The 24,491-nt window shown below is 34.5% G+C and carries 24 protein-coding genes and 12 tRNA genes; 34 read left to right on the top strand and 2 right to left on the bottom strand.

The features are described 5' to 3' along the window. The first annotated feature begins 142 nt into the window (after window positions 1-142). From OEA66_RS05625 to OEA66_RS05615, 3 genes are all read left to right on the top strand, one after another. The gene (locus tag OEA66_RS05625; RefSeq protein ID WP_267280458.1) at window positions 143-856 is read left to right on the top strand and encodes a DUF434 domain-containing protein; all 714 of its coding nucleotides are present in this window, start codon (window positions 143-145) and stop codon (window positions 854-856) included. A gap of 2 nt (window positions 857-858) precedes the next feature. Then, the gene (locus OEA66_RS05620; protein WP_267280457.1) at window positions 859-1,509 is read left to right on the top strand and encodes a tRNase toxin domain-containing protein; all 651 of its coding nucleotides are present in this window, start codon (window positions 859-861) and stop codon (window positions 1,507-1,509) included. Between the two features lie 66 nt (window positions 1,510-1,575). Further along, window positions 1,576-2,361, top strand: a complete 786-nt coding sequence (locus tag OEA66_RS05615) for a TatD family hydrolase (protein ID WP_267280456.1) — start codon at window positions 1,576-1,578, stop codon at window positions 2,359-2,361. A gap of 54 nt (window positions 2,362-2,415) precedes the next feature. On the opposite strand, the gene deoD is transcribed toward OEA66_RS05615, so the two are convergent. Further along, entirely contained in the window at window positions 2,416-3,126 is a 711-nt protein-coding gene (gene deoD / locus OEA66_RS05610) for a purine-nucleoside phosphorylase (protein WP_267280455.1), read from the bottom strand. A gap of 366 nt (window positions 3,127-3,492) precedes the next feature. On the opposite strand from deoD, the gene OEA66_RS05605 reads away from it, so the two are divergent. From OEA66_RS05605 to OEA66_RS05460, 30 genes are all read left to right on the top strand, one after another. Beyond that, window positions 3,493-4,155, top strand: a complete 663-nt coding sequence (locus tag OEA66_RS05605) for a conflict system bpX4 domain-containing protein (RefSeq protein WP_511165683.1) — start codon at window positions 3,493-3,495, stop codon at window positions 4,153-4,155. Beyond that, a complete protein-coding gene (locus OEA66_RS05600) occupies window positions 4,139-5,272 on the top strand; it encodes an AAA family ATPase (RefSeq protein WP_267280453.1) in 1,134 nt (377 codons plus the stop codon). The genes OEA66_RS05605 and OEA66_RS05600 overlap by 17 nt, the downstream gene beginning before the upstream one ends. Further along, on the top strand, window positions 5,245-5,988 hold the full coding sequence (locus OEA66_RS05595) for a hypothetical protein (RefSeq protein WP_267280452.1): 744 nt from the start codon (window positions 5,245-5,247) through the stop codon (window positions 5,986-5,988). The genes OEA66_RS05600 and OEA66_RS05595 overlap by 28 nt, the downstream gene beginning before the upstream one ends. Continuing rightward, the gene (locus OEA66_RS05590; RefSeq protein ID WP_267280451.1) at window positions 5,979-8,378 is read left to right on the top strand and encodes a hypothetical protein; all 2,400 of its coding nucleotides are present in this window, start codon (window positions 5,979-5,981) and stop codon (window positions 8,376-8,378) included. Before OEA66_RS05595 ends, OEA66_RS05590 begins: the two co-directional genes overlap by 10 nt. Further along, window positions 8,362-10,044 carry a bpX3 domain-containing protein gene (locus OEA66_RS05585; protein WP_267280450.1) on the top strand — a complete coding sequence of 561 codons (1,683 nt, stop codon included), beginning with the start codon at window positions 8,362-8,364 and terminating at the stop codon, window positions 10,042-10,044. Before OEA66_RS05590 ends, OEA66_RS05585 begins: the two co-directional genes overlap by 17 nt. Next, a complete protein-coding gene (locus tag OEA66_RS05580; protein ID WP_267280449.1) occupies window positions 10,041-11,060 on the top strand; it encodes a tetratricopeptide repeat protein in 1,020 nt (339 codons plus the stop codon). Before OEA66_RS05585 ends, OEA66_RS05580 begins: the two co-directional genes overlap by 4 nt. A 1-nt stretch (window position 11,061) precedes the next feature. Continuing rightward, window positions 11,062-11,418, top strand: a complete 357-nt coding sequence (locus tag OEA66_RS05575; RefSeq protein WP_267280448.1) for a hypothetical protein — start codon at window positions 11,062-11,064, stop codon at window positions 11,416-11,418. A gap of 1 nt (window position 11,419) precedes the next feature. After that, window positions 11,420-11,698: a hypothetical protein gene (locus OEA66_RS05570; RefSeq protein WP_267280447.1), complete on the top strand. Its 279-nt coding sequence runs from the start codon at window positions 11,420-11,422 to the stop codon at window positions 11,696-11,698. Window positions 11,699-12,497: 799 nt separating this feature from the next. Further along, window positions 12,498-12,565, top strand: a tRNA-His gene (locus tag OEA66_RS05565). A gap of 87 nt (window positions 12,566-12,652) precedes the next feature. Continuing rightward, window positions 12,653-12,726, top strand: a tRNA-Arg gene (locus OEA66_RS05560). A gap of 69 nt (window positions 12,727-12,795) precedes the next feature. Next, window positions 12,796-12,867, top strand: a tRNA-Pro gene (locus OEA66_RS05555). Window positions 12,868-12,873: 6 nt separating this feature from the next. Further along, a tRNA-Glu gene (locus OEA66_RS05550) sits at window positions 12,874-12,946 on the top strand. A gap of 5 nt (window positions 12,947-12,951) precedes the next feature. Continuing rightward, window positions 12,952-13,025, top strand: a tRNA-Met gene (locus tag OEA66_RS05545). An 8-nt stretch (window positions 13,026-13,033) separates the two neighbouring features. After that, window positions 13,034-13,105: transfer RNA gene (locus OEA66_RS05540), tRNA-Asn, on the top strand. A 331-nt stretch (window positions 13,106-13,436) separates the two neighbouring features. Continuing rightward, window positions 13,437-13,518 (top strand) — tRNA-Cys (locus tag OEA66_RS05535). Between the two features lie 175 nt (window positions 13,519-13,693). Next, a tRNA-Tyr gene (locus tag OEA66_RS05530) sits at window positions 13,694-13,777 on the top strand. A gap of 175 nt (window positions 13,778-13,952) precedes the next feature. Beyond that, window positions 13,953-14,025 (top strand) — tRNA-Glu (locus tag OEA66_RS05525). A 143-nt stretch (window positions 14,026-14,168) separates the two neighbouring features. Further along, window positions 14,169-14,242 (top strand) — tRNA-Leu (locus tag OEA66_RS05520). A 23-nt stretch (window positions 14,243-14,265) separates the two neighbouring features. Then, a tRNA-Phe gene (locus OEA66_RS05515) sits at window positions 14,266-14,338 on the top strand. 6 nt (window positions 14,339-14,344) lie between these two features. Further along, a tRNA-Gln gene (locus OEA66_RS05510) sits at window positions 14,345-14,417 on the top strand. A gap of 112 nt (window positions 14,418-14,529) precedes the next feature. Next, entirely contained in the window at window positions 14,530-15,015 is a 486-nt protein-coding gene (locus OEA66_RS05505) for a ribonuclease H-like YkuK family protein (RefSeq protein ID WP_267280446.1), read from the top strand. 109 nt (window positions 15,016-15,124) lie between these two features. After that, window positions 15,125-15,526 (top strand): hypothetical protein, encoded by a 402-nt coding sequence (locus tag OEA66_RS05500; protein WP_267280445.1) that lies wholly within the window; start codon window positions 15,125-15,127, stop codon window positions 15,524-15,526. A 57-nt stretch (window positions 15,527-15,583) separates the two neighbouring features. After that, window positions 15,584-15,721: an ATP-grasp domain-containing protein gene (locus OEA66_RS05495; RefSeq protein ID WP_267280444.1), complete on the top strand. Its 138-nt coding sequence runs from the start codon at window positions 15,584-15,586 to the stop codon at window positions 15,719-15,721. Window positions 15,722-15,735: 14 nt separating this feature from the next. Continuing rightward, window positions 15,736-15,900 (top strand): ATP-grasp domain-containing protein, encoded by a 165-nt coding sequence (locus OEA66_RS05490; protein ID WP_267280443.1) that lies wholly within the window; start codon window positions 15,736-15,738, stop codon window positions 15,898-15,900. Between the two features lie 11 nt (window positions 15,901-15,911). After that, a complete protein-coding gene (locus OEA66_RS05485; protein ID WP_311136913.1) occupies window positions 15,912-16,166 on the top strand; it encodes a cyclic-phosphate processing receiver domain-containing protein in 255 nt (84 codons plus the stop codon). A 128-nt stretch (window positions 16,167-16,294) separates the two neighbouring features. Continuing rightward, the gene (locus tag OEA66_RS05480) at window positions 16,295-17,308 is read left to right on the top strand and encodes an RNA ligase, Rnl2 family (RefSeq protein WP_267280442.1); all 1,014 of its coding nucleotides are present in this window, start codon (window positions 16,295-16,297) and stop codon (window positions 17,306-17,308) included. Between the two features lie 311 nt (window positions 17,309-17,619). Further along, a complete protein-coding gene (locus OEA66_RS05475) occupies window positions 17,620-18,183 on the top strand; it encodes a phosphoesterase (RefSeq protein ID WP_267280441.1) in 564 nt (187 codons plus the stop codon). A gap of 187 nt (window positions 18,184-18,370) precedes the next feature. Further along, a complete protein-coding gene (locus OEA66_RS05470) occupies window positions 18,371-18,916 on the top strand; it encodes a 3'-5' exonuclease (RefSeq protein WP_267280440.1) in 546 nt (181 codons plus the stop codon). A gap of 27 nt (window positions 18,917-18,943) precedes the next feature. After that, window positions 18,944-19,492, top strand: a complete 549-nt coding sequence (locus tag OEA66_RS05465; RefSeq protein WP_267280439.1) for a 3'-5' exonuclease — start codon at window positions 18,944-18,946, stop codon at window positions 19,490-19,492. A 1,147-nt stretch (window positions 19,493-20,639) separates the two neighbouring features. Then, complete coding sequence (locus OEA66_RS05460) at window positions 20,640-21,740, top strand: slipin family protein (protein ID WP_267280438.1); 1,101 nt, start codon at window positions 20,640-20,642, stop codon at window positions 21,738-21,740. Between the two features lie 53 nt (window positions 21,741-21,793). Here OEA66_RS05460 and OEA66_RS05455 read toward each other — a convergent pair whose 3' ends face one another. Continuing rightward, window positions 21,794-22,240, bottom strand: coding sequence for a VOC family protein (locus tag OEA66_RS05455; RefSeq protein WP_267280437.1), 447 nt, complete (start codon window positions 22,238-22,240; stop codon window positions 21,794-21,796). A 607-nt stretch (window positions 22,241-22,847) separates the two neighbouring features. Between OEA66_RS05455 and OEA66_RS05450 the strand changes: the two genes are divergently transcribed. Next, complete coding sequence (locus OEA66_RS05450; protein ID WP_267280436.1) at window positions 22,848-24,365, top strand: TROVE domain-containing protein; 1,518 nt, start codon at window positions 22,848-22,850, stop codon at window positions 24,363-24,365. Window positions 24,366-24,491: the final 126 nt, after the last annotated feature.

Genomic DNA, 24,491 nt, shown 5'->3' with positions numbered 1-24,491 from the left:
AAGGTAGTTTGCTTTTCGGAATTTTTACGCTAAGAATTTTACCGAAAAAGGTGATTGAATCTACAAAACGGGTTGATTTTCTTTTCAAATGAGATTTTAGAAATAAATTCCAGGATTCGGACTGAAAATATTATTTTTGAATATGAACAACAGAAATCGCAGGAAAAATACAGGCGACGACACATTATTTTCAACACAAAAACAGATTGATAAACTGAAAGTAGCTCTTCAGGATATGCGGTATTTGTTAAGTCGAAATTATGCTGAAAAAGCTTCTACAGACTTGGTAGGAAATCATTATCGATTAAAAGCCCGACAGATTCAGGCTTTGCGTGGAGCCTCGGCTTCTGAACTTCAGATTCAGAATAGAAAATCGAAGGAACTGAGAATTTCAGATTTAAAAAGTAAAACGATTTACTTGGATGGTTTTAATGTTTTGATTTTATTGGAAAGTTTACTTTCCGAGGCTTATATTTTTGAAGGAACTGATGGCTGTTTTCGAGATTTATCCGGAGTTCATGGAACTTATAAAAGAGTCAATCAAACACAGAGAGCGATTGAATTGGTAGCTTTGTTTTATAAGAAATCTCAATCAGAAAACCTGATCTGGATTTTTGACAAACCTGTTTCAAACAGCGGAAGAATCAAAGAAATGATTGTAGATTTTGCAAAGGAAAATCATCTCGACTGGAATGTGGAATTAGAATTTAATCCGGATAAATTTTTAGCTGAAAATGCAGAAATAATGGTGTCTTCTGATGCATGGATTTTAGATAACTGCAAAAATTGGTTTAATCTTGTGGGATATTTAATCGATGAAGAAAAACTTTCGGTTAATCTTGTGAAAATGTTTTAATCATGAATTTATTTAAAGAATTAATTCCATTGTTTTCAAAAGATTGGAATGAAAAATATCAATCTATTTTAGCTGAGGAACATCTTAATAGTTTAAGTGAAAATATCCAAGAATTTAAAGACAAAACTTTAGATTTAAATCTTCCTGTTTTCAATGAGGAAATAAAAATTGACCGAGATGAAAGTTTTAATCAGTTTATCGGTGTTTTCAATTCGCAACATTCAGATGAAATGAAAGCCGGAAGATTAGAAGAAATTCCATTTGAATTTTGGCTGAATATTTTAGGACAAAGACTCACTTCGGCAAGTTTGCGGGATGAAAATGCAATTCCTCCTTTGAAAAGCATATTAATTGAAGCCTGTGAAAAGCCTTTTAACAATGAAATTACTATTGCACAAAGAGCCTGGGAAAAGCATGTAGGAAGAATGGATGATGAATTTTGGGGTGAAGTCAAAGGAAATAATCAGCAAAAACAACAGATCGTGATGGAGAAAATCCATTATGTTTTAGACCATCAAAAATGGTGGAATGTTTTCCATCATTATAAGCACGAATTGGTTTTTGAGGTCAGAGAAAAAGATGGCCACGGTATTCGCTGGAGCCACGGTGGGAAAAATATGATTGGCTTTTTGGAAGGTTTTATTAATGAATGAAAATATTTTTTATTACGTAAAAAGATTGCGCAGTTTCATTTTAGTTTTGCCAGCTAAAATTTAATTATGAACACATTTATAGATATTGGAATTAATCTGACCAATAAACAATTTAACAACGAACACGAAAAAATCATCAACCAAGCTCTCGACAATGGAGTCGAACAAATGATTCTTACCGGGACAAGCATTCGTGGAAGCAAAGAATCTGCAGAAATTGCAGAAGATTATTCTGGAATTTTATTTTCTACAGCAGGAATTCATCCCCATGATGCAAAATCTTTTAACAACGAAAGTATTAACGAATTAAGGAAATTATTAAAACAAGACCAAGTCGTTTCAGTTGGAGAGTGTGGATTGGATTTTGACAGAGATTTTTCGCCAAGACCCATTCAGGAAAAATGTTATCGTGCCCAGCTCGAATTATCCATTGAAATAAATAAACCTTTATTTCTTCACGAAAGAGCAGCTTTCAAAAGGTTTAACGAAATCACCGACGAATATTTGTCAAAACTTCCAAAAGCGGTGGTTCACTGTTTTACCGGAACTTTAGATGAAGCAAAAATATATCTGGATAAAGGATTTTACTTAGGATTTACCGGAGCAATAAGTGATACAAACCGATTTAAACATTTGGAAGAAGTCATCAAATATGTTCCGCTCGACAGAATGATGATTGAAACTGATGCGCCTTTTATGCTTCCTAAAAATATGCCAAGAATGCAAAGCCGAAGAAACGAACCGAAATTTTTGCCTTATGTTGCCCAAACAATTGCTCATCTCAAAAAAATAAGTATTTCTGAGGTTGCCAATGAAATTACAGAAGTCGCCCGAAATTTTTTCAGAATATAAAAAAGAGCTCTACTGATCAAGTAAAGCTCTTTTTAATTATATTAATGCTTTTGATTAAATCACCTTCAAAGCTGCTTCCAAAGCCAATTCAATCATGGGTTTCAAAGCTTTTTCTCTTTCGTCTGCCGAAATAAATTCTTTGGTCGGAATAATATCAGAAACCGTAAGAATCGTCGCTGCATTTTTACCTAAATATTTGGCGTTGGCAAACAATCCGAAAGCTTCCATTTCTACAGCCGGACAATTGTATTTCGTCGCAATTGCTGGGGTTTCAGGGTCTTTTCTGTAAAAAATATCACTGCTGTGAATGTTGGTTGCTTTAGCTTTTAAAGATAATTCTTGAGCTGTTTCATTGATGATGTCAAAAATATTTCCCTGATGAGACATAACCTCTTCTTCAAATCCCCATGCGTATTTTGCATACGTACTTTCGCTGGCCGCATTTTCAACATTGAGAATATCAAATAATTTTACATCACTCGAATATCCGCCGCAAGTTCCGATTCTTATAATCGTGTCAACCTCATACTCTGCGTACAGCTCAAAAGAATAAATTCCGATACTTGGAAATCCCATTCCGCTAGCTCCTACACTGATTTCTTTGCCTTTGTAAGTTCCAGTGTAATAGAAAATACCTCTCGTTTTACTTACCAGTTTTGCGTTTTCAAGAAAATTTTCTGCAATATACTGTGCACGAAGCGGATCTCCAGGCTGCAAAACAACTTTTGCGATCTCTCCTTTTTTGGCACTGATGTGTACACTCATATTTTTGTTTTAAATTTCAGCAAAGATAAAAACTTTTTAAATGTCATTTCATGAAACAATGGAGTAAACCAATTCCAACTGCGCATTACCAATTACTCATTACTCATATTTAGGAGCTATTTCCTGCTCTCCGCACTCGCTATTTTTTGTATTTCGGCAGCGGCGGCTTGCCGCCGCTGCCGAAATACAAAAAATGAGCTCAAACAAATGCTGCGATCAGGGCTAGGAAAAGGCAAAATCAACATTCTCAGAAACTTGTTTCCGAATTATAAATATTTCGATAAATTAAAGCAAATGAAATAATATTTAATTCTTAATCCTTGATTTAAAATTTTATTCTCAGCAAAATAATTATATTTTTGTCATATCATGGAAATGAAATCCCCATTTTTAGACACTTTATTTCTGCTTCGAAAAGAAGAATGCATTACTATTTTTGAAGAAGTGAAAAAGATTTCTCCCAAAGAGGAACAGGAAGCAGCGGCATATTTTGAAACTGAATTTGAAAAAGAAAGACTTGAATTTTTAAGTGATCAGATTTCATTTGACACAGATGCTGCAGTATGGGCGGCAAAAATTTTGTACCATAGCGTGCAGCTTTATCTAGTTCGTGAAAATACAGAAAAAGATCTTGCTACGTTGATTCCTTCATTTAAAGGAAAATTTACACTTTCATCAAAATTATCTGCTGATTTGTCATTGAGATTTTTGCCACAGATTATCATAGCTCTGAAAAATCTGGATGCCGATGATCTGCTGATTCCACTTCTTGAAAATATTTTGCAACAGTTTCATTATTCCGGGATTGAGGCAGATTTAGATTTAGAAAAACTCAATTGGGAACAAGAGCTGCAAGATAAAACATACAGGAAACTCTATCTCGAAAGAATTGTAGAAAATAAAGTCTACAGACTGGCTGAAATTCCGTACATCAACGCTTTGCTGACCGCAGAATTCGGATGGTACAAAGATATTTTCTGGAGAGAATTAAAAATAAATAATACTGATCATCATGACTCAAAATATTGAAAAACTAAATAAGGTTCTTAACTACATAAAAGAGACTTTTGTTGGTAAAAACGACGTCGTAGATTTACTCGGAATCTGTTTGCTGGCGAGGGAAAATGCATTTTTGTACGGACCTCCTGGAACAGCAAAATCCGCTTTGGTAAGAACTTTAGCAAAAACCTTAAAAGATGGCAAAAACTTCGAATATCTTTTAACCAGATTTACAGAACCGAACGAGATTTTCGGTCCCTTCGATATCAGAAAACTGAAAGAGGGTGAACTTTTCACCAATACAGACGGGATGATGCCGGAAGCTTCGCTGGTTTTTCTTGATGAAATTTTTAATGCGAACTCGGCGATTCTGAATTCCCTTTTGATGGCTTTGAACGAAAAGATTTTTAAAAGAGGAAAAGAAACAAAACATTTACCGGCATTAATGTTTGTGGGCGCAAGTAATGTTCTACCCGAAGATGAAGCTTTGAATGCATTATTCGATCGTTTTCTGGTGAGAATCAATGTAGATTACGTGCATCCGGATCTTCTTCAGCAGGTTCTTTTAGCCGGACGAAAACTTGAAAATTATATAGATTCAGACATTCCGGAAATTTTGTCTCATGAAATAAAAGAACTTCAGGGATTATGCAAAACTGTAGATTTAAAGCCTATTTATGAGGCCTACCTTAATACCATCATCAGCCTTCGAAACACAGGAATTACCATTTCGGATCGTAGAGCAGTAAAAATGCAGAATTTGATCGCCGCAAGTGCATTAATTTGTGGTAGAAATGAAGCGGTCTTGTCAGATTTATGGGTTTTGAAACATATTTGGGATACCGAAGAACAGATCGAAATTCTGGAAGGAATCATCAACAGAGTTATTGAAAAAGACGAGAATCCAAAATCTCATCCGCAGGCATTACAAAATAAAACGCCGAATCCTGAAGAAGTGATGAAAGATGTAAAAATTTTGTCTGATCAATGGGAAAACGGAAGTTTAAGCTTTGAAGAGCAAAACGTGATCAAAGACAAACTGAGATATCTTCAAACCCGTTGCGACTGGATCGCCAATGGAGAACAGAAACAGTATATTCAAAAAGAAATTGAAAGCTTATGGCAGAAGATTCTTCAGAGCGCTTAAAAGAATTTTGGGCTGATATTTCCCGTAAAGATGAATATTATTTAGGGGTAATCCGCGATTGGAAAAATATTCAGATTGCAGGAGATGATGATGTGATCTGGCTGAAAGGCTTTACCGCTGAACAAGCTGTTTCTTCAGAATTGAGGCAGCTTCCTAATTTTATATTATATGAATTAAAAAACGGACTTTTATTCAGAAAAAATGCGTTGGTTCCAAGTAAAAAAGTGAGAACAGGCTTACTTTGGTCACCGATTGATAAAGCATTAAAGCTGACTTTTCCTGTTTCAAATAATAATTTTTTCGGAATTGAGGAAAAGATTGAAGTTCATCTCAAAAAAGGAGAAAATGAACATCCTGCAGCAGCACATTTGTGTTTAATTGATGATGTTAAAGATGAAATCATTGAACTTCCAAAATTTAAGCTCGAAAAACTGCAATGGATGATCATCGATGACAAAGCGTTGTTTTTAGGAACTCCGTTACTAGGTTTTCCAGGGAAGACTTTTTGGATGAAGGATGACCATCTTTTACCAAGCGGATTTGATTTTGAATTTAAAAATCTCAGTTCATTATTACAGAAAAAATACAACAAAGATTCCGATAAATTAATGGTGTGGAGCGAAAATGGAAGCTATTTGGCTATCGATAAAAATGATTTCCGAAAACTTTCTGTAAGCTCATTCCGTTTGACTCAAAAAGCTAGAGAATGGATGTGAAAGATTATTTCCAATCATACGAAGATTATTTCTGGGAATGGATCACAGATAAGGATGCCCGTGACCCGTCGGGATATTTTGAGAATAATCTGGTTTCTGTTCCTCATGGAGGAGGTGCGATTGCTTACAGACCGTATATTATTGAAGTTTTAAAAGAGTTGCAGCCACAGGGTTTTCCGCATTTTGGGGCTTTTCTTCTCACAATGTATGCAACTCAGGACGGCTATCTGAATCTGGATGGAGTTTTTTATTTTTTGAGAAAATATAGGACCGAGGAAAAAAGTACCTTTAATCTTGATATTCAAAACGCCTGTAAATTGCTTGAAAATCTTAGTAAAATAGGAAGTTCGATGAAGAAAGGGCAAAACAGGATCAATCTTTTTCAGACTATTTTTAAAGATTCCGGTTACTCGGTTTCTCCTGAAGACTCAGAATACATTTTGACCTCTTATTACAGAGGACCTCATAAGATTGCCGATGCTGCGCACAAGCTTCCACTGACAAAAGATATTTACCATAAAGATATTGAGACGCTATCATTTATTCATAAAAAATTTCCGACGACAGAATCAATTATTAAAGCCATGCGTGGTTTGGTTGACGAACCGGAAATTAAAGAAGAAATAGGAGAACAGCAAACGACAACAGAATCTGAAAAAGACTTTATTCAGGAACTTATTGAAGAACCTAAAACTTTTCAGATCGGAAGTATAATTAAAACAATCTGGAGCGGTCTGAAAATCCCGATGCGGCATCTTTCTCCCGGTGCACAACCAATTGGCGGCGTTTCAGATATTACCAACAAAGGAGATCTTCACAGAATGCTGTTGTCAGAATTTGCCAATGAAGATGAGGTTTTTATGAACCGTGTGGCGAATAATGAAGCATTGTATATTCAACGCGAAATTCCGCCCGAGGAAAATGTTTTTGAAAGAATTATTTTAATAGATACTTCTCTGAAAAACTGGGGAACCCCGAAAGTTTTGTCTTTCGCTTCAGCTCTTGCCGTTATCAAACATCCGAAAGCACATTCGGAGTGTAAAGTGTATGCTTTAGGGCAATCCAGCATTGCTATGACATTAGACCGTGTGGAAGAGGTTATTGAAAATCTGAATTTGGTAAGCGGAACATTAGATGTTTCTGAAGCATTAGATTTATTCTTCAAAAAAGAACGTACAGAAAAAGATCTGGAAGTTTTCTTTATCACCAATCATGAAAATTTAGCGAATGAAAATCTGCAAAAAGTTATTCATGAAAACAGAAACCGACTGAAGTTTTTGGTAACCACATCTTCAGACGGCGAACTGAATTTTTATAAACATCATTTAGGAGCAAGAAAGCACGTTCAAAAGATTATACTTCCGCTGAAAGAACTGTGGGCAGACCCGCCGCACCGAAAAAGTAAAAGGTCAGTGAGTCAGAATATTAAAGGTGAAAAAACAGATGTCCCTCTCAATTATCCTTTACTTTTCCCGCTTCCTCAGCAGCAGATTGCAAAGTTTATGTATGAAGGAGAATTTTTTATTTTGAGCAGTAAAAAGCAATTACTAAGAACTTATCTTTCAGATAATTATTATAACAGAGATTATTATGAAAGGTACAAGATTCTGCGAGGCTGCGAAGTTCTGTTTGAAAATATTTCGGTGAAAGACAAAGGCATATTTGCTTTGGCTAAGAATAAGCAGCAACAATTTATTTTATGTCAGTATCAACAGGATAAAAAACTGATTTCTAAACTGAATATTGAAACAAAAGAATATTCTGAATTAAATGTGGCTGGTTTTGACATTCCGCTGAATGTAGAATTGGTGTATCTCGACAGATTTTTTTATCTGCATCAAAATAATTTACCTACAGTTTTTATGATTAATCTGGAAGGTGATGTGTCTTTGGAATCTGTAAAAAATGATCCCGAGATTGCCAAAAGTGTAGAAAAAGTAAAAATTGAGATTGATAAACTTCAGCATAATAATTATAAATTCATCAGTAATTTTACTTTAATCGGGATTAATGAAAATAATAATCTGGTGATTTCGAAAAATGAACTAAAAAACTGGGGAAGTAATTTTACATTGTATAAAAACGGTTCTCCGATTGTTAAGGTGGCTGATCAGAATAAAAATAAATTTACATTTTCAGACGGAAGCGAAATCGTAGCAGATTCCCGTGGAATGCTGACTTTCAGAAGTATTAATGCTAACATTCCGGAATTTTATATACCGACTACAACACACATTGCCATGGCTTTGGCTTCTGAAACAGAATTTGGCGGTTATGAATATTTTTTACCGGATTATACGCTGCTGAAGGTAAAAACGATTGCAGAAATGTATGAAGATTACTTACAACCTTTTATAGATCAAGTATTGGAGTATGGAGTTGAAGATTAAACCTTTTCCGAAAAACAGTTATGCTAAAAGAGGTCTTCTCATCAGAAGTGCTTCGCCTTTGGTATGGTTTCGTGAAATAGAATCATTGGGAATTGACCTTAATGTTGTGCAGTCCTTTGCTATTCCTTCTCTAGAACCTAATGTTTTGTATGGCTGCTTCCTTATTTTTGGAGGTCAGGCTCCCGAAGAAATTGGGAAGAATTCTTATTTTCAATGTTTTGATAATCAATTGTTCATTCCAGAAAACACAGATTTTTATCCAAAAATAAATTCAGAAGACTGGAAAAATATTGATGCTCAATACATCATTATGCATCCCGATTTTGGATTGGTTAAATTAAATGAAACCATAGACTGGGTCACATTATTAGAGGAATCACCAATAACAGAGGCGAAATTAAAAAAGCCATCGAATAGTGTTTTCATTCCACAAAAAATCAGAAGCTTTAAAGTGGATATGAATGATGATGAGTTGTTGGAGCAGCTTCTCAATCCTAAAACAGATGAAGATTGGATGAAAAATCTGCCATTCGATCTGGAAAAGCTAAAAGCTGGAGATCAGGCCGAGATTCTCAAATATATAGAATACATTACAAAATATCCTGAGCGGGCGGTTTATTTAGGGATTCCCTTAGACATTCATTCGTCTTTGCGAGGCGGTTTTGGAAATTTTGATTGGGGAATGTTTGACGGTGCCGGAGGTGAGAACGGTAATGGAACACAAAATGAAAAATCACCATTGAAAATGACAGGGGCACAAAAGATGTTTGCCATTTTCTTAGCGCTGATCGTAGTCATTATTTTCGCTTTTGAATTTGGCAAAGAGCAGGCAGCAAAAGAACAGGTTTCTACAGATTTATATAATGAGAGCACTATTGAAACGGCTCCAGAGACAGAAGATGACGAAGGGCTGATTTTTGAATCTGGTTTTACGGCTATTGATATGAAAGTTGATTCTGTATTTGGAAATGAAAGGCGCTGGCTGGTTAATGATTATAAACAAACCTTCAATACTAGAGAAGGAAAAGCAGCAATGCTTTGGAAAATTGAAGAATACAGAGCCAAAGAAAAGAAATTCAGAGATTCATTAAAAAAAATGTATCTGAAAAAAATAGAACATGTAGTAGATCTTAAAACAAAAAATTACCATAAAAAAATTCTGGATTCTATTCAGAAAGACCCATCAAATAAGATGTCTAAAATATCTAAAGAACTTCTTGCCGATGATATTCTGGAAATGAGAAAAATAATAATCAGTGATTCTCTTGCGAGAATTTATGGTACAAACCATGAAACTGATCCTCAAATCGTATTCAATAATAATGTGCAGAATGATGCTTTAAAAACAACAGAGGATGCTCATGTTAAAAAAGAGATTTCCTTTTCCGAAGTTGTCTGGTTGTTGCTTACAGTTGTAGGTCTTGTGGGCGTGTATTCTTATTTTATCAGGAAAAAGCCGTTTGATATGGGAGGGAGTTATGTTTCAGAAAGCATTAAGCTAATCCTGATTGTTATATTGGGAAGTACTTTGTTGTACATTTTCTATCCTTTGATTGCTGTTTTCGGATACAATTGGCTGGTTTGGATATTAATTATTGGGGTGGTGGTGGTTCTTTACCGTTTATTCAGTGAAGATATGGATATTTTAAAATCAGGTAAGAAATGAAAAAGCAAAAGTTTATAGAAAAGTTTTTGACGGCCTTTTTTGTTCTTGTAATTTTTAAAGTGATTGCGATTTTTGCACAATTATCTCAAACGGATCTCGCAACTGTTATAGTAAATTTGTTCAAATTTATATTTTTTGCCGCTGCTGCCATTGTGCTTATCGTTCTTCTGCAGAATCAGGAGAAGGATCCTCAGCCTGCAGCTACAAAAAATTATGGAGGTGGTGGTTTGTCTATAGATACTTCATTGTTTGACAAGCTGCGAAATATCTATGAAGATATAGCCAGAAAACACATTGAAGATAACGAATACAAAAAAGCAGCTATCGTTTACATGAATCTTTTAAAAGATAATTATCGTGCTGCCGCAACATTAGAGGAAGGCGGTTTTTATAACGAAGCAGCAGTTGTTTTTTTGAAAAAAGTACTAAGTAAGGCGGATGCAGCCAACTGTTATGTGAAGGCAAAACAATACGATAAAGCAATTATTTTATACAAAGAGCTTCAGCAAAAAGAAAAAGTAGGTGATTTATACAAAGAAATCAACGATTCTGAAAATGCATTGATCTTTTATCAAATGGTAATTGATGATTATCTGCAGAACCATCAGATGGTAAAAGCCTCTTTGGTTTATCGAAATAAAATGGATAAACCGAACGAAGCCCAACAAATACTTTTACAGGGCTGGAAAGAAAATAAGGAAGCCTTCAACTGTCTTCAAAATTATTTTGCAAATATTCCTGAAATCGGTCAACTGGAAAAGGAAATTCAGTATTTATATGAAAATACATCTTCCGATAAAAAATTAGTATATCTGGAAGCCATGAAAATTGAGTTTAAAAAAGACCAACGATTACAAAAGTCCACAAGAAATATTGCCTATAATATTATCGCCGAAAATATCAACAGCCGCTCAGAAATCGTCAATGAATTAAAACATTTCAATCCCGATGATGAGGTGATTTTGAAAGATATTTCGAGGTATAAGACGGGACGGAATAGAATGTTTAGGAATTAATATGAGTCTTACTATATCATTTTTATATCTGTCTGATGGTTTCAATGATCTTAATCTTGGGACAGGAAGTGAACTTTTTGGATTTGAAATTTGTAGAAAAGAACTCTGGGGAAATCAAAAGCTTAAAGTTCTCGGATGTAAAATTATTCCGAAATTAAATGAAAGTGATCTTTATATAATTAATGGTGAATTTCATGAAATTTATGAAGATTGTCAGATAATTTTGAAAAATATAACCGAGATAAGTTTAGTGACAAATTATTCTGAAGAGTTTATAAAATTTAGAATTAATAATTTGCTAAAATTTATTGAAGTTGCTTTGAGAAATGAAGATGATTTAGGAATAAATATATCATAAGATGGATAACACAATCAAATATCTTCATTTAAAACATGAAGAAAAAAATGTATACGAAATTGTGTATGAGATAGTAGAAAAATATAAATCTCCGTTGTTTACAATAAAAAAGATCAGAGAAATTTTTCCTGATCTTTCTTTAATAGAAGCAAAAGAAATTGTTGTTATTGCAACTTCGGAACACAAAAGTTTATATGATTATCAAGGAAGTTTATTGCCTGATCTTGAAGAATTGGATAAATTAATAAACGAAGAGAAGGATAAAAATAAAGATCAATAAGACAGGCGACGTAAGTTGTCAAAACTACTATTTTTCATCTGTCAATCATAAAATTCGTTAAAAAAATAAGAAAAACATTTATCTTTGCACCAATAAAATTATGACAATACAAAGAGCACATATCAGTTTAAATCTATGCGATCGCCCTGTGATAAAGGGATCGTTTGGATATGAATGGATGATATTGGATGAGGCGAAATGTGCTTGCTTTGAAAATTATTTACTGTAAACTCGTAAAAATTTAATCAAAATACTGCAGAAACGCCTCGATGATCGGGGCGTTTTTTGTGTTTTAGGGCAGAAATTATTTAGAATGAAAAAAAATAACCATAAAAGTGAAAAATATTTAATCAATAATGAACAATTAATAAGAAAATAAAGCGTGATCAATAACCCGATGAGAGACAGTCATTTAGGTAATTAAGATATCTGTAAAATATTACGGACAGAAACACTCTACTCTAAATTTTAATTATAATTAATTGATTTTCAAATAGTTAATTGAAAAATAAATTTGTGAGTTAAAAAAAATCATACTTACTTTGCAACCGAAAATTAAAAGCAACACGTTTTTAATCTTTTCAAAAAAACAATTTTAAACAACAAGAATATAATGAAACAATTACATAACATATCTAATCAGTATTCAAGACAACACGGACAAGAGCCGATGGGACTTGCGTGTATTCTTGATAGTGAATTTGTGGATAAAAGGTGCTTATATAAATGCGTCAGTTAATGAACTGATACGTCAAAATATGAAGCGCCTCCCAAAAAGAGGCGCTTTTTTTATGGTTTCTTTAGCTTATTTGGTAAAGCGTCGGTCTGTGGAACCGGAGAACAGGGTTCGATCCCCGGAGATACCCAAAATGTGAATGGTTAATAGTGAATTTTACTTCGTAAGTGAATTAAAATTGACAAGTAAAGCGAATTGACAACTATTCACACAATCAAAATTCTGTAGCTCAATTGGATAGAGCGTTGGTTTTCTAAACCGAAGGTTAGAGGTTCAATCCCTCTCAGAATTACAAAAGATTCATGGATAATTTCTGATCCGACTGTCTCTCGGAAAAGGATTCTGAAGTGAATCTGTAAAACTGGAAAGATAACGGTGGTTGTTTACCCGTCTTGGATGCGGGAGGTCGCAAGTTCGAATCTTGCTTTCCAGACAATTTGCTCCATTCGTCTAATGGTTTAGGACGGCTGCCTTTCGAGCAGTAAATAAGGGTTCGATTCCTTTATGGAGTGCAAACGATTTCGTAGCTCAATAGGTTAGAGTATCGGTTTCATAAGCCGAAGGTTGAAGGTTCAAGTCCTTCCGAAATTACAAAAAATGATTCTGTAGCTCAATGGTAGAGCACCGGTCTGTTAAACCGGAAGTTGAAAGTTCAAGCCTTTCCGGAATCGCAAATAACTAAATGTTAATTGTTTCAAAAGAGAAGAGAAAAGGTTTGTCGAGAGCAGAAGATCTTTACGCCAAAAACACAATATAGACAGGCTTTTTCTTAACTCAAAAAATGAAAATTAATAGGTAAAGGTTGGAAGATGGATGAATGAAGATAGAGGTTTTAAGCATAATATAAATTTTTTAAATGAAAATAAAGTTTGTCAAAGCGCAGAAGTTCTTATATCAAACAAAAAATTAAGACAGGCTTTATTTTTTTAATGAAAATTTCAATATGAAAAATTAAGAGTTGGAAAATTACTCATTACCAATTACTTATTATTCATAGAACTTGATGGTTCGCCGAAGTGGAAGAGTCGGGGCGGTCTGCAAAACCGTTGTGAAAACTGAGTGGGTTTGAATCCCATAACCATCTCAAATAACTAAAATGAGATTAGTTCCGAAGAAAAAGTAAAAGTTTGTCGAGCGTAGAAGTTCTTATATCAAACTAAAAAAATAATGACAGGCTTTGTTTTTCTTCACAAAAGAGAAATTAGATGTTAGAAGTTAGAGATGTGTTATCTAAAAACTATCAACCAGTTTCAAAATCCGGAATTACGCCGAAGTTGGAGAGTCGGGGCAGACTGTAAATCTGTTGCTTCATTGCTGAGTAGGTTCGAATCCTACTACTTCCACAAACACCGCTGATAATGTAATGGCAGCATGCAGGAAATGTACTCTTGTTGTTTAGGTTCGATTCCTGGTCAGATGGTCAAAAAAAGTGAAATGTGAATAGTGAATTTTGCTGCGCAAGTGAATATAAAAATTGACTACGAAGTAAATTGACTATTAACAACTCTCAAGAAAAACGCTCTATTCGTCTAACGGTTCAGGACGCCTGCCTTTCGAGCAGAAAACAAGGGTTCGATTCCCTTATAGAGTACTAGGTTAAATAGAAAAGAGAAAAGTTTGTCGAGCGCAGAAGATCTTTACAAATATAATAGGCATAGTTTATAAATATAGACAAGTTTTTCTCAGACCTAATTTTATAAATGATAGTTGATCAATTATCATTTATAAAAACTTGCGGGAATGGTGGAAATGGTAGACACACTTGATTTAGGCTCAAGGTTTTGGGGGTTCGAATCCCTCTTTCCGTACAAAAAAATATTTAAAAAAACTTGGAAGAGTGGTGTAGAAGGTCTGCACGTTAGTCTGAAAAACTAGAGGTACAGGTTCGATTCCTGTCTGTTCCACAAAACTGATTCATAGTGTAATTGGTCAGCACACAAGACTTTGACTCTTGTTGTTCAGGTTCGAGTCCTGATGAATCAACAGAAAATAGAAACCAGAGGTTAGAAATTAGAAAAATAACCGCAAGTAAAAATCATTTATCAATGATCATTTATGAATTATAAAAAGTATAAAACTTAAACATGTAGAAAAAATGGAAACGCAACAACAAACATGGCAAAACATGACCGGAAAAATTTTCCAAAACTCTATCACAAAGCTGGTAGAAGAAGCCATCATCCGCGAACAGGCAAATGGACACCGACTGAAAGTGTGTGTGGGTTCAGACTCCCACGTTTATGGTGACGCCATTAATTATGCTACGGCAGTTGTCTTTATTCGTGAGGGAAAAGGAGCGTTTACCTTTATCAGAAAAGAAAGAGAAATACAGAGTATCAGTATCAAAGAGCGAATGTTGAACGAGGTCAACAAATCAGTAGAAATCGCCTACGCCATTTGCTCTATTCTGGAAACTTATGATGTGGAAATGGAGGTACACGCAGACATTAACACCGATCCGGATTTCAAATCCAACGTCGCTTTGAAAGACGCAATGGGATATATTCTGGGAATGGGTTATATATTTAAAGCAAAACCTTACGCTTTTGCAAGTTCCAATTGTGCTGATATGATGGTGTAAGAAAGCGGGAAGCGGGATGTGAGAAGCTTTTTAAAAACATAAGATAACTTCCTACATCCAGCTTCTAACTTCCATCAAAAAATAAATAAACCTTAAAAAACTAATAACCATGTATTTTTTAGTTCAGGCTAATGTGTATTTAGATCCCGATCATTACAAAATTTTTGATGCCTTGGAAGAGTTAAGTGTTGATTATCATGTAATTAATATTCCGCCAACTGCAGAAAAAATAGATTTCGAAACAGATAGAAAAGATGTTTTCGTGTACGGCTCGGTGACTATTGCAAGATTAGCAAAACAAAATACCGATTGGTTTCCCGGTTCTTTTTACGGAGGAAATCACCTGTATGAAGTATATTCCAAATATTATGGTGAAAACCTTTTGAATCACAAAGTTTCTGTTCACAAGATTTCAGAAGAATTGATTTGGAAAATGGATGAACTAAAATTCATTAAACCTTACAATGAAGCGAAAATTTTCACCGGAAAAGTTTTCAACGAAACAGAATAGAAAGACTTCGTTTTTGAATCACTGGAAAGTAGATCCAATAGAATTACAGAAGATTCTTTGGTTCAGATTTCTGAAGCAAAACGAACAATTAAAGAAGCAAGACTTTGGATTGTTGGTGGACAAATCATCGATGCAGGATATTATAAATTTAATGATAATGCTCTTTCGAAGAAAACGTATCAGAAGACGGATTGAATTTCGCCAATGAAATGATTGAGCTTTTCAATCTTGAAGAAGCCTTTGTAATGGATGTTTGTTTAACGGATGAAGGCTGGAAAATTGTTGAAATAAACTGTATCAACAGTTCCGGATTTTATCCAAACACCAACGTGAAAAGTATTATCAAAGCATTGAATATTTACTTTTCCAATTAAAAAATAAAGCAATGGAACTAACAAAAAGATTATTATTTCTGGATGATATAAGATATCCTATTGAGGCATATCATTATACAAAACAGGATATTTTCCTCAGAAAAGACTGGCATATCGTTCGAAATTACGAACAGTTTGTCAACAGGATTTTAGAAAAAGGACTTCCGGAAATGATTTCTTTTGACCACGACCTTGCTGATGAACATTATTTAGAACCAAATTCTCAGGAATTTATTGAAAAAACAGGTTACGATTGTGCAAAATAGTTGGTAGAATATTGTATGGATAACTATTTAGACTTACCAAAATTCTACTGTCACTCCATGAATCCGGTTGGAAAGGAAAACATTGAAAGCTTTTTAAAAAATTTCAAAAACTATTAAAAACTAAAAAAATGATTTTTAAAACATATAACTCTATAGAAAATGCTTACCAAACCCGCGTGATCGATCAGATCAGGTTGCAGGGTTTTGGGGACGAGGTTTTCATCGTGCAGGAGAAGGTTCACGGTGCTAATTTCTCTTTCTTTACCGATGGAAAGGAGATTAAAATTGCCAAAAGAACCGCTTTCATCGGGAAGGATGAGAAATTCTATAATGCCCATCAAATGTTGGAACGTTACAGGAAAAACGTAATTGATTTGTTCGGAAAAGTGAAAACGATCCATCCGGATTTGGAAACTGTAGTGATCTACGGTGAATTGTTCGGTGGCGGTTACAAACATAAAGAAGTAGAACCCGTAAAAGATGCGATAAAAGTTCAAAAAGGTGTTGAATATGCGCCTCACAACGAATTTTACGCATTCGACATTAAGTTGAACAGTACTACTTATTTGGATACTGATTTGGTGAACCAAATTTTTGAGGAAACCGGATTTTTCTATGCAAAAATTATATTTCAAGGGATTTTAGATGAGGCTTTGAAGTTTCCCAATGTTTTCGATTCTAAAATTCCGGCTTGGTTGGGATTCCCTGAAATTGAAAATAATATGTGTGAAGGAACTATCGTTAAGGCTTTGAAAACCAAATATTTTGGAAACGGCTCAAGAGTCATTTTGAAAAATAAAAATGAAAAGTGGACTGAGAAATCTAAAATGGTTAGAAAAGACAGACCTGCTCAAAAGGAGGTTCATTTCAGTGAAAATGCTCAGAATATTTGGGATGAAATCCAAAAGTATGCAACTGCAAATCGATTGAATAATGTTGTTAGCAAGATTGGTGAATTTGAGCCCAAAATGATTGGGAAAGTCATCGGTCTTTTTTCAAAGGATATTTTGGAGGATTTTGAAAAAGATTTCCCGAAAGTTTTCACAACCATAGAAAAAGAAGAACAGAAAAGGATCAACAAAAAGTTGAATTCTTTAGTCATTGACGTTGTAAAAGTAGAGTTGATGACTCTGAAAGTATAATTTCGGTAATTTATTATCGAAACTTTTTTATAAGTTTATTTGAACAACAAAGATCGCAAAAGTTTATTTGTTAAACGCTCACTTTGCCATTCCGTTGGGATCTTAGCAAGGTTTGTAGAAATAATAATCTTAATGAAATATTTGTTAAACTAAAACTACAAAAACTTTAATAATTATCATTAAACGCGCACTTTGTCATCCCGTAGGGATCTAAGCAATTTTGTAAAATAATGATTTTAAAATGCAGTCTAGATTCTTTCAGAATGACAAACATAACGTAATTTTTGTAGTTAAAATGACAATCAAAAAAAATGAAACCAAATATATTTTTCACAGCAGACCATCATTTTGGTCACGAAAACATTATAAAATTTTCCGAAAGACCTTTTGAGTCTTTGGAACACATGAATGAAGAGCTCATTAAAAGATGGAATGAAAAGATTGCAGACGGCGATACAGTGTATTATTTAGGAGATATGAGTTTGGGAAAACCAGACTTTACCAAAGAAATTTTAGACAGATTAAATGGAAATATTCACTTGATAAAAGGTAATCATGAAGGTGCAGCTTTAACTTATCCTAAAAGATTTGCTTCCATAAGAGATTACCATGAATTGAAAATTGATGAACCGGATAACAGCAATGGCAAACAAAAAATCATTCTTTTTCATTACGCCATGCGTACCTGGAATGGCTCACACCGTGGAATTTGGCAACTCTACGGTCATTCCCACGGAACATTGCCGGATGATGAAAACGCTTTAAGCATTGACGTTGGAGTCGATTGTCACAATTTTTATCCGATTTCTTACGAGGAAGTCAAGGAATTGATGAAAGCAAAAAAATGGTCACCACCTTTTGCTGCAAGAAACTAAAAATGCTCCTTTCGGGGAGCTTTTTCGAAATTATTTTTTTACTGCGTAAATAGAATGCGTACTGGTGGTTTTATCTTTGCAGAGCTTTAGCAGCAGTTCTTCTTTAGGGTATTTCTTCCCACTTTCTCCTACAATATAGTAAATCGAATGCAGATGAATGAAAAATATGTAGAATAAAATAATTAAAATGAAAACAACAAATCAAATATTAATCGTCGACTTAGAAGCTACTTGTTGGGAAAACGACAGAATTCCCATTGGGCAAAAAGTAGATATTATAGAAATAGGAATTTGCGAATTAAACAGAACAACAAAAGCAATTTCCAAGAAACAAAGCATTTACGTCATTCCGGAAAGGTCTAAAATAAACAAATTTTGTACAGATCTGACAGGAATAACTCCAAAACTGATAGAAGAAAAAGGAATTCATTTCGAGGAAGCCTGTGAGAAAATACGGGATGATTATGACTCAACTTTGCTTACCTGGGCAGGTTTTGGAAATTTTGATAAAGAGCAGATCATGGAACAATGTGATTATCTCGGCATCGAAAATCCTTTTTCAGAAAATTATATTAACATTATGCATCAGTTCAAAGCCTATAATGGACTTTACAAAATGATGGGTTTAAAAAGAGCTCTTAAAGCTATGAATATGGATTTTGATGGAAACCATCACAGCGGAGCAGACGATGCTTACAATGCTGCGAAAATTTTGAGAGAGATTTTGCAGTAAATTTTTAACAATAAACAATTTAAAAAAGTGAAAACAACAGACAATATATTAATTATAGATCTCGAAGCTACATGTTGGGATGACCGACCGCCGAGAGGTCAGGAAAGTGAAATTATAGAAATCGGCGTGTGTATCATGGATGCAAAAACCGGTAAGATTTCGCAAAATGAGGGAATTTTAGTGAAACCTCAATATTCAAAAGTAAGTCCGTTTTGTACGGAACTGACTTCCATTACTCAGAAAATGCTTGATGAAGAAGGTATTTTGCTTGAAGATGCATTAGATATTCTACGAGCAGAATACGATTCTGAAGACCTGACTTGGGCAAGTTATGGGAATTACGATTTGAATATGCTTCAAAATCAGGCAAGAAGATTCAATGTCGATTATCCTTTGAGTGATGATCATATCAACGTGAAAACTTTGTTCGGACAAACGCATCCGACCGTCAGAAAAAGTGTCGGAATGGCAAGGGCTTTAGGTGAACTGAATTTCAAGCTTGAAGGAACTCATCACAGAGGTGTAGATGATGCGAAGAATATTGCGAAAATTTTGTATTGGTGTTTACAACAATAGCAATATTGCAAATTTGACAATTTAATAATGGCTTCCTTTAATAAAGGGAGCTTTTTTTATCGACATAGGAAAATATAGCGTTAAGAAAAATAAAAATTAATCCGTTAAAAAATTCCCACTGTTTGAAGCGCGAGACGAATTTTGAATTGAAGAACAAATACTCAAGTCGTGCAAGTTTTAGGAATTTTAGGATTAAATTTTAATTTTTATCGAAAGTTTCCAAGTCTTGAACTTTTGTTTCTTTTTTTTGACTACGTAGAATCTTCGATTTCAAGACAAAAGAAAATTATAAAAAAATTACATTAAAATTTTCTACGCAAAAACACTGCGTAATAACAATGTTACTTTGCATCATCAAAATGAAAAAAAACTAAAATTTTGAAAACAGATTTTAGTCAAAATATCAAGCAAGTCTTGTTGAGTGTTTCTGTATAGCACCATTGCAGGAGAAATTGTTGAGAAACATTATTCTTTTCTGTTCAACTTGACTTGAAGGTTTCAGAAGTTTGCCAAAAAACTTCTACCATGAGCTATGGGTCGAAGGTTCGAATCCTTCTATTTCCGTAAGGGAATATAACTCAGTTCGGTTAGAGTAATAGCTTTTTTGGATGCGAGGGTTCGACTCCCTCCCTCACTTCGAATGAGGTAGCTCAGTTGGTTAGAGCACTACACTGTCACTGTAGGTTGAAAATAGACTCAAAATCTATTTTTTATTAGAGTTTGAATATCTCGTTAAAAATATTCACCATAGGAAAAATTGAGTTTTTTTCAGTTGTTGAATCAACATTTTGAAAAAGCCTGTAAGTAAAGATGTTTTCTGGAAATGAAATTCAGTTGATGAATAGTCAATAAGTGGACTGAATTTTCTAAGAAGGATGATTTTCCGCGTGAGCGATGGTAACGGATACCCCGCAGTGAAGAGCCGAAAGGCGATGAACGAGGAGTAGAAGTGAACGTAGCGACCCAAGTTGTTGCTTTCAGCGATGGCAAGGGACACGCCCAAGATCCGATTCATTAGAAAATAAGCCTAAGAATACTATTTTGAAATGAATTAAGTTTTGCGAAAAACTTTCCTTCCGCCATTTTTGGAAGAGAGAATCTCAGATTTTCCTTTTTTAGTTAAAATTAATAACACTTAAAATAAAATATGATGTTTAAAAATGCACAAATTAAAGCATATCAGGTTGGTTTGGTTTTCAAAAACCGAAATTTGATTGAGATTTTAAAAGAAGGTAATTATTGGATTTTCGGAAATAAATCTGTGGAAGTTCATGAAATGAAAAACCAGTTTACAACAACTCAAGACTTGGATCTTTTATTGAAAAATGAAAACCTTAAAAACTTACTAGAAGTTGTTGAAGTTAAAGACGGCGAGTTAGCTTTGGTATATGAAAGCGGAATCTTCAAAGAAGTGTTGAACGTTGGTCAATATGCTTTCTGGAAAGGTATTTTGAATAGAGAATTTCAAAAAGTTGATTTAACGAAAGTTGAGATCACAGAGAAAACCTCTAAAACAATTCTGGAAAATATGAAGTTGAAAAATTTCACAAGAAAGTTTGTTGTGACGAACCAATATAAAGGATTATTGTTGATTGACGGGAAATTAAACAAAGTTCTGGAAGCGGGAACGTACTACTTCTGGAACAACGAAATTTCCGTTGAGGTAAAATCCATCGATACGCGTATGCAGCAAATGGAAATTGCAGGTCAGGAACTTTTGACGAAAGATAAAGCAATGCTTCGTATCAATTTCTATGTGCGTTTTCAAGTAGAAAATATTGAGAAAGCGTTGATGGAAAATAAAGAATATGATAAGCAATTATATATTCTGATGCAATTGGCTTTGCGTGAGTTCGTTGGAGCTTTGACGCTGGATGAATTGCTGGTGAAAAAAGATTCCGTAGGAAAAGAAATCCTTGAAAATCTTGGTAACAAAGCCGAAGATCTTGGTCTGAAAGCTTCTGACGCCGGAATTCGTGACGTGATCCTGACCGGAGAAATGAAAGAAATCATGAATCAGGTCTTGATCGCCGAGAAAAAAGCTCAGGCCAACAGCATCATGCGTCGTGAGGAAACGGCTTCCACAAGAAGTTTGTTGAACACCGCAAAACTGATGGAAGAAAACGAAGTCCTGTGGAAACTGAAAGAAATGGAATATATGGAGAAAATCGCCGACAAAATTGGAGATATCACCGTTTCCGGAAACAGTAATATCCTTTCTCAGCTGAAAGAGATCTTTGCAAAATAAAACTAATAACCATTATTATAAAGGCAGGTTTTGAGAAATCAGAATCTGCTTTTTTATTTCCTCTCCAGCCATTCTTCATAAGAAATGACTCCCAATTCCGGTTTTCCGTTACCTTCCAAAATAGAAATAAATTCCAGTTGATTTCCATCGGGATCATTAAAATAAATCGCCAACGCAGGCATCCACGCAAAAACCATAGGTTCATCAATTCCGTCTTTTAAAAAATTGTAAGGCTTTAAATTTTTGTTTTTCAAAAACTCAACGGAATAATTCAGAATATCTTCTTTATCAGCAGAAAAAGCAAAATGTCTTGTCTGTAAATTTTCTTTTTGTTCCCACAAACCCAGCATGGCTTCTTTATTTTTTCCAATCCATAAAAATGTAATCGGGCGGGTTTCATCTTTGTGAGCAAATTCCAAACCTAAAACTTCAGTATAAAATTTTATTGAGTTTTCCAGATTGCTGACCTGTACATGAGTTTCATATAATCCTTTGATCATTGCTAAAATTTTAATGTACACAAAGTTAGACAACGGTTTTCCAAAAATGCCAAACTACTGATTCCTTTAAATGAAATAAATGATAGATGGATTGTATTCATCATATATTCAATATACTCGTTGTGCATTATGAAGATATGTTTAAGTAATTGATATTTAAACAATTGTGTTTCTTTGCTAAATGAAATGCCATTGTTTGTCTTAAAAAAGAAATGTATTTTAAATCTTAGTCTTTCTTAGCGATAAAAAACGCAACGATAAACAAGGAATTTATTTAAAATACTGAAATAAAGGTAAACAAAGCCGTTTCACTTATTTTGGAAATACAAAAATTTAAATGCACAACGGGTATTCAATATTATTTTTTTCATTCCGTAGGAATCTAAGCCTCATTATTAGAGGCGTTGACGAGATTCCTACGGAATGAAAAAGGTTATGGTTATTATGATTTTGTAAAAACTATTTACTACTTACTCAAAGAAAAATAAAACTTTTTCACAAAAATAAATACTACGCAAAAACACTGCGCAATACGATCCTTACTTTGCATTAGAAATCAGAGAGGAAGTGCTCATTTTCCAAATTGTTTAACCATAAAACAGTAACCATGAAATTTAATTTTTTAAGAAAAGAAAATAGAGTAGTGACTAACTACGAAGGTGCAAAAGCGTACACAATGACGCCTGCAGAAGAACTGTACAGTGCTGTTGTTACAACAGGATTATCAAACACAACCTATGAAAAAGGAAATGACAGATTGATGAGAATACAATCTCTGATTCAGAAAAATGATCCGGAATTCGTTGCAAAATTAGCAGTTTATGCAAGAAAAGATATGTATCTGCGTTCGATTCCATTGGTTTTGACAACCGAATTGGCGAAGCAGACTTCAGGTACAGGCCTGGTAAGCAGAACCGTTGACGGAGTCATTCAAAGAGCAGACGAAATCACAGAATTGCTGGCGTATTACCAATTGGCAAACGAAAGAACGGACGTTAAAAAGTTGAATAAACTTTCAAAACAGATACAAAAAGGTTTGGTAAAATCTTTCAATAAATTTGATGAATATCAATTCGCAAAATACAACAGAAAAGCTGAGGTTACTTTAAAAGACGCTTTGTTCTTGGTTCACCCAAAAGCAAAAGACGAAAATCAACAGGCAATTTTCAACAAAATCGTCAACGATACGTTGGAAACTCCATATACTTGGGAAGTTGAACTTTCTGTGTTGGGTCAGACCAAATTTGCTGATGAAACAGAAAGAAAATCAGCGTTCAAAAACAAATGGGAAGAATTGATTTTCAGCAACAAACTGGGTTATATGGCTACTTTGCGAAACCTGAGAAATATCTTAGAAGCCAAGGTTTCATCAGATGCAATGTACAAAGTGTGCAACTATCTGTCGGATGAAAAAGCGGTGAGAAATTCAAAACAGTTGCCATTCAGATTTTTGGCGGCGTACAGAGAATTGAAAACGATTGATTCACCTTACTTGTCATCAATCCTGGAAGCTTTGGAAGACGCAGTAATGGTGAGTGCAAAAAATATCAAAGGTTTTGGTTTTGATACTTCAGTGGTGATTGCGGCAGATGTTTCGGGTTCGATGCAACAGCCGGTTTCTCCGAAATCTAAAGTTTTGTTGTACGATATCGGTCTTTTGATGTCGATGATGTTGCAGTCTCAGTGCAAAAACGTAATTTCTGGGATGTTTGGTGACCGCTGGAAAAGAGTTCCGATGCCTAAAAACGGTATCATGAGAAATGTAGATGCATTTTACAAGCGGGAAGGTGAAGTGGGTTACGCCACAAACGGTCATCTGGTGCTTGAAGATTTGATCAACAAAAAAGAAAAAGCAGATAAAATCATGCTGTTTACTGATACCCAAATTTGGGATACCGGTGGATTTTCAAACGCTTTCGGAAACTCCTGGAGCCGATACAAAAAAATCAATCCAAATGCAAAATTGTATATATTTGATTTGGCAGGTTACGGAAAACCACCGTTGGATGTCAGAAAAAATGATGTATACCTTATCGCAGGTTGGTCCGACAAAATTTTCGATGTACTGAATGCTTTGGAAGACCGAAAATCAGCGGTAGAAATGATCAAAAAAGTAGTGCTGTAAAAGGCACTGCTTTTAAAAATAAAAACTAATAACCAATTTTTTTAGGAGCTTAATCCCGCTTTCCACTATATCTTTTTCGCCAACGCTTTTTTTCAAAGCCATTTCAGAAAAAGGATGCCGTTGCAA

This window comes from Chryseobacterium luquanense, from assembly GCF_026460945.1.
Lineage (GTDB): Bacteria > Bacteroidota > Bacteroidia > Flavobacteriales > Weeksellaceae > Chryseobacterium > Chryseobacterium luquanense.
The sequence above is the reverse complement of the archived record's forward strand: the minus strand, read 5'-3'. Positions and strand labels throughout refer to the sequence as shown.

Coding starts and splice junctions, on each gene's coding strand:
- OEA66_RS05625 (WP_267280458.1), top strand. CDS start 143: ATGAACAACAGAAATCGCAGGAAAAATACAGGCGACGACACATTATTT.
- OEA66_RS05620 (WP_267280457.1), top strand. CDS start 859: ATGAATTTATTTAAAGAATTAATTCCATTGTTTTCAAAAGATTGGAAT.
- OEA66_RS05615 (WP_267280456.1), top strand. CDS start 1,576: ATGAACACATTTATAGATATTGGAATTAATCTGACCAATAAACAATTT.
- deoD (WP_267280455.1), bottom strand. CDS start 3,126: ATGAGTGTACACATCAGTGCCAAAAAAGGAGAGATCGCAAAAGTTGTT.
- OEA66_RS05600 (WP_267280453.1), top strand. CDS start 4,139: ATGACTCAAAATATTGAAAAACTAAATAAGGTTCTTAACTACATAAAA.
- OEA66_RS05595 (WP_267280452.1), top strand. CDS start 5,245: ATGGCAGAAGATTCTTCAGAGCGCTTAAAAGAATTTTGGGCTGATATT.
- OEA66_RS05590 (WP_267280451.1), top strand. CDS start 5,979: ATGGATGTGAAAGATTATTTCCAATCATACGAAGATTATTTCTGGGAA.
- OEA66_RS05585 (WP_267280450.1), top strand. CDS start 8,362: ATGGAGTTGAAGATTAAACCTTTTCCGAAAAACAGTTATGCTAAAAGA.
- OEA66_RS05580 (WP_267280449.1), top strand. CDS start 10,041: ATGAAAAAGCAAAAGTTTATAGAAAAGTTTTTGACGGCCTTTTTTGTT.
- OEA66_RS05575 (WP_267280448.1), top strand. CDS start 11,062: ATGAGTCTTACTATATCATTTTTATATCTGTCTGATGGTTTCAATGAT.
- OEA66_RS05570 (WP_267280447.1), top strand. CDS start 11,420: ATGGATAACACAATCAAATATCTTCATTTAAAACATGAAGAAAAAAAT.
- OEA66_RS05505 (WP_267280446.1), top strand. CDS start 14,530: ATGGAAACGCAACAACAAACATGGCAAAACATGACCGGAAAAATTTTC.
- OEA66_RS05500 (WP_267280445.1), top strand. CDS start 15,125: ATGTATTTTTTAGTTCAGGCTAATGTGTATTTAGATCCCGATCATTAC.
- OEA66_RS05490 (WP_267280443.1), top strand. CDS start 15,736: ATGATTGAGCTTTTCAATCTTGAAGAAGCCTTTGTAATGGATGTTTGT.
- OEA66_RS05485 (WP_311136913.1), top strand. CDS start 15,912: ATGGAACTAACAAAAAGATTATTATTTCTGGATGATATAAGATATCCT.
- OEA66_RS05480 (WP_267280442.1), top strand. CDS start 16,295: ATGATTTTTAAAACATATAACTCTATAGAAAATGCTTACCAAACCCGC.
- OEA66_RS05475 (WP_267280441.1), top strand. CDS start 17,620: ATGAAACCAAATATATTTTTCACAGCAGACCATCATTTTGGTCACGAA.
- OEA66_RS05470 (WP_267280440.1), top strand. CDS start 18,371: ATGAAAACAACAAATCAAATATTAATCGTCGACTTAGAAGCTACTTGT.
- OEA66_RS05460 (WP_267280438.1), top strand. CDS start 20,640: ATGATGTTTAAAAATGCACAAATTAAAGCATATCAGGTTGGTTTGGTT.
- OEA66_RS05455 (WP_267280437.1), bottom strand. CDS start 22,240: ATGATCAAAGGATTATATGAAACTCATGTACAGGTCAGCAATCTGGAA.
- OEA66_RS05450 (WP_267280436.1), top strand. CDS start 22,848: ATGAAATTTAATTTTTTAAGAAAAGAAAATAGAGTAGTGACTAACTAC.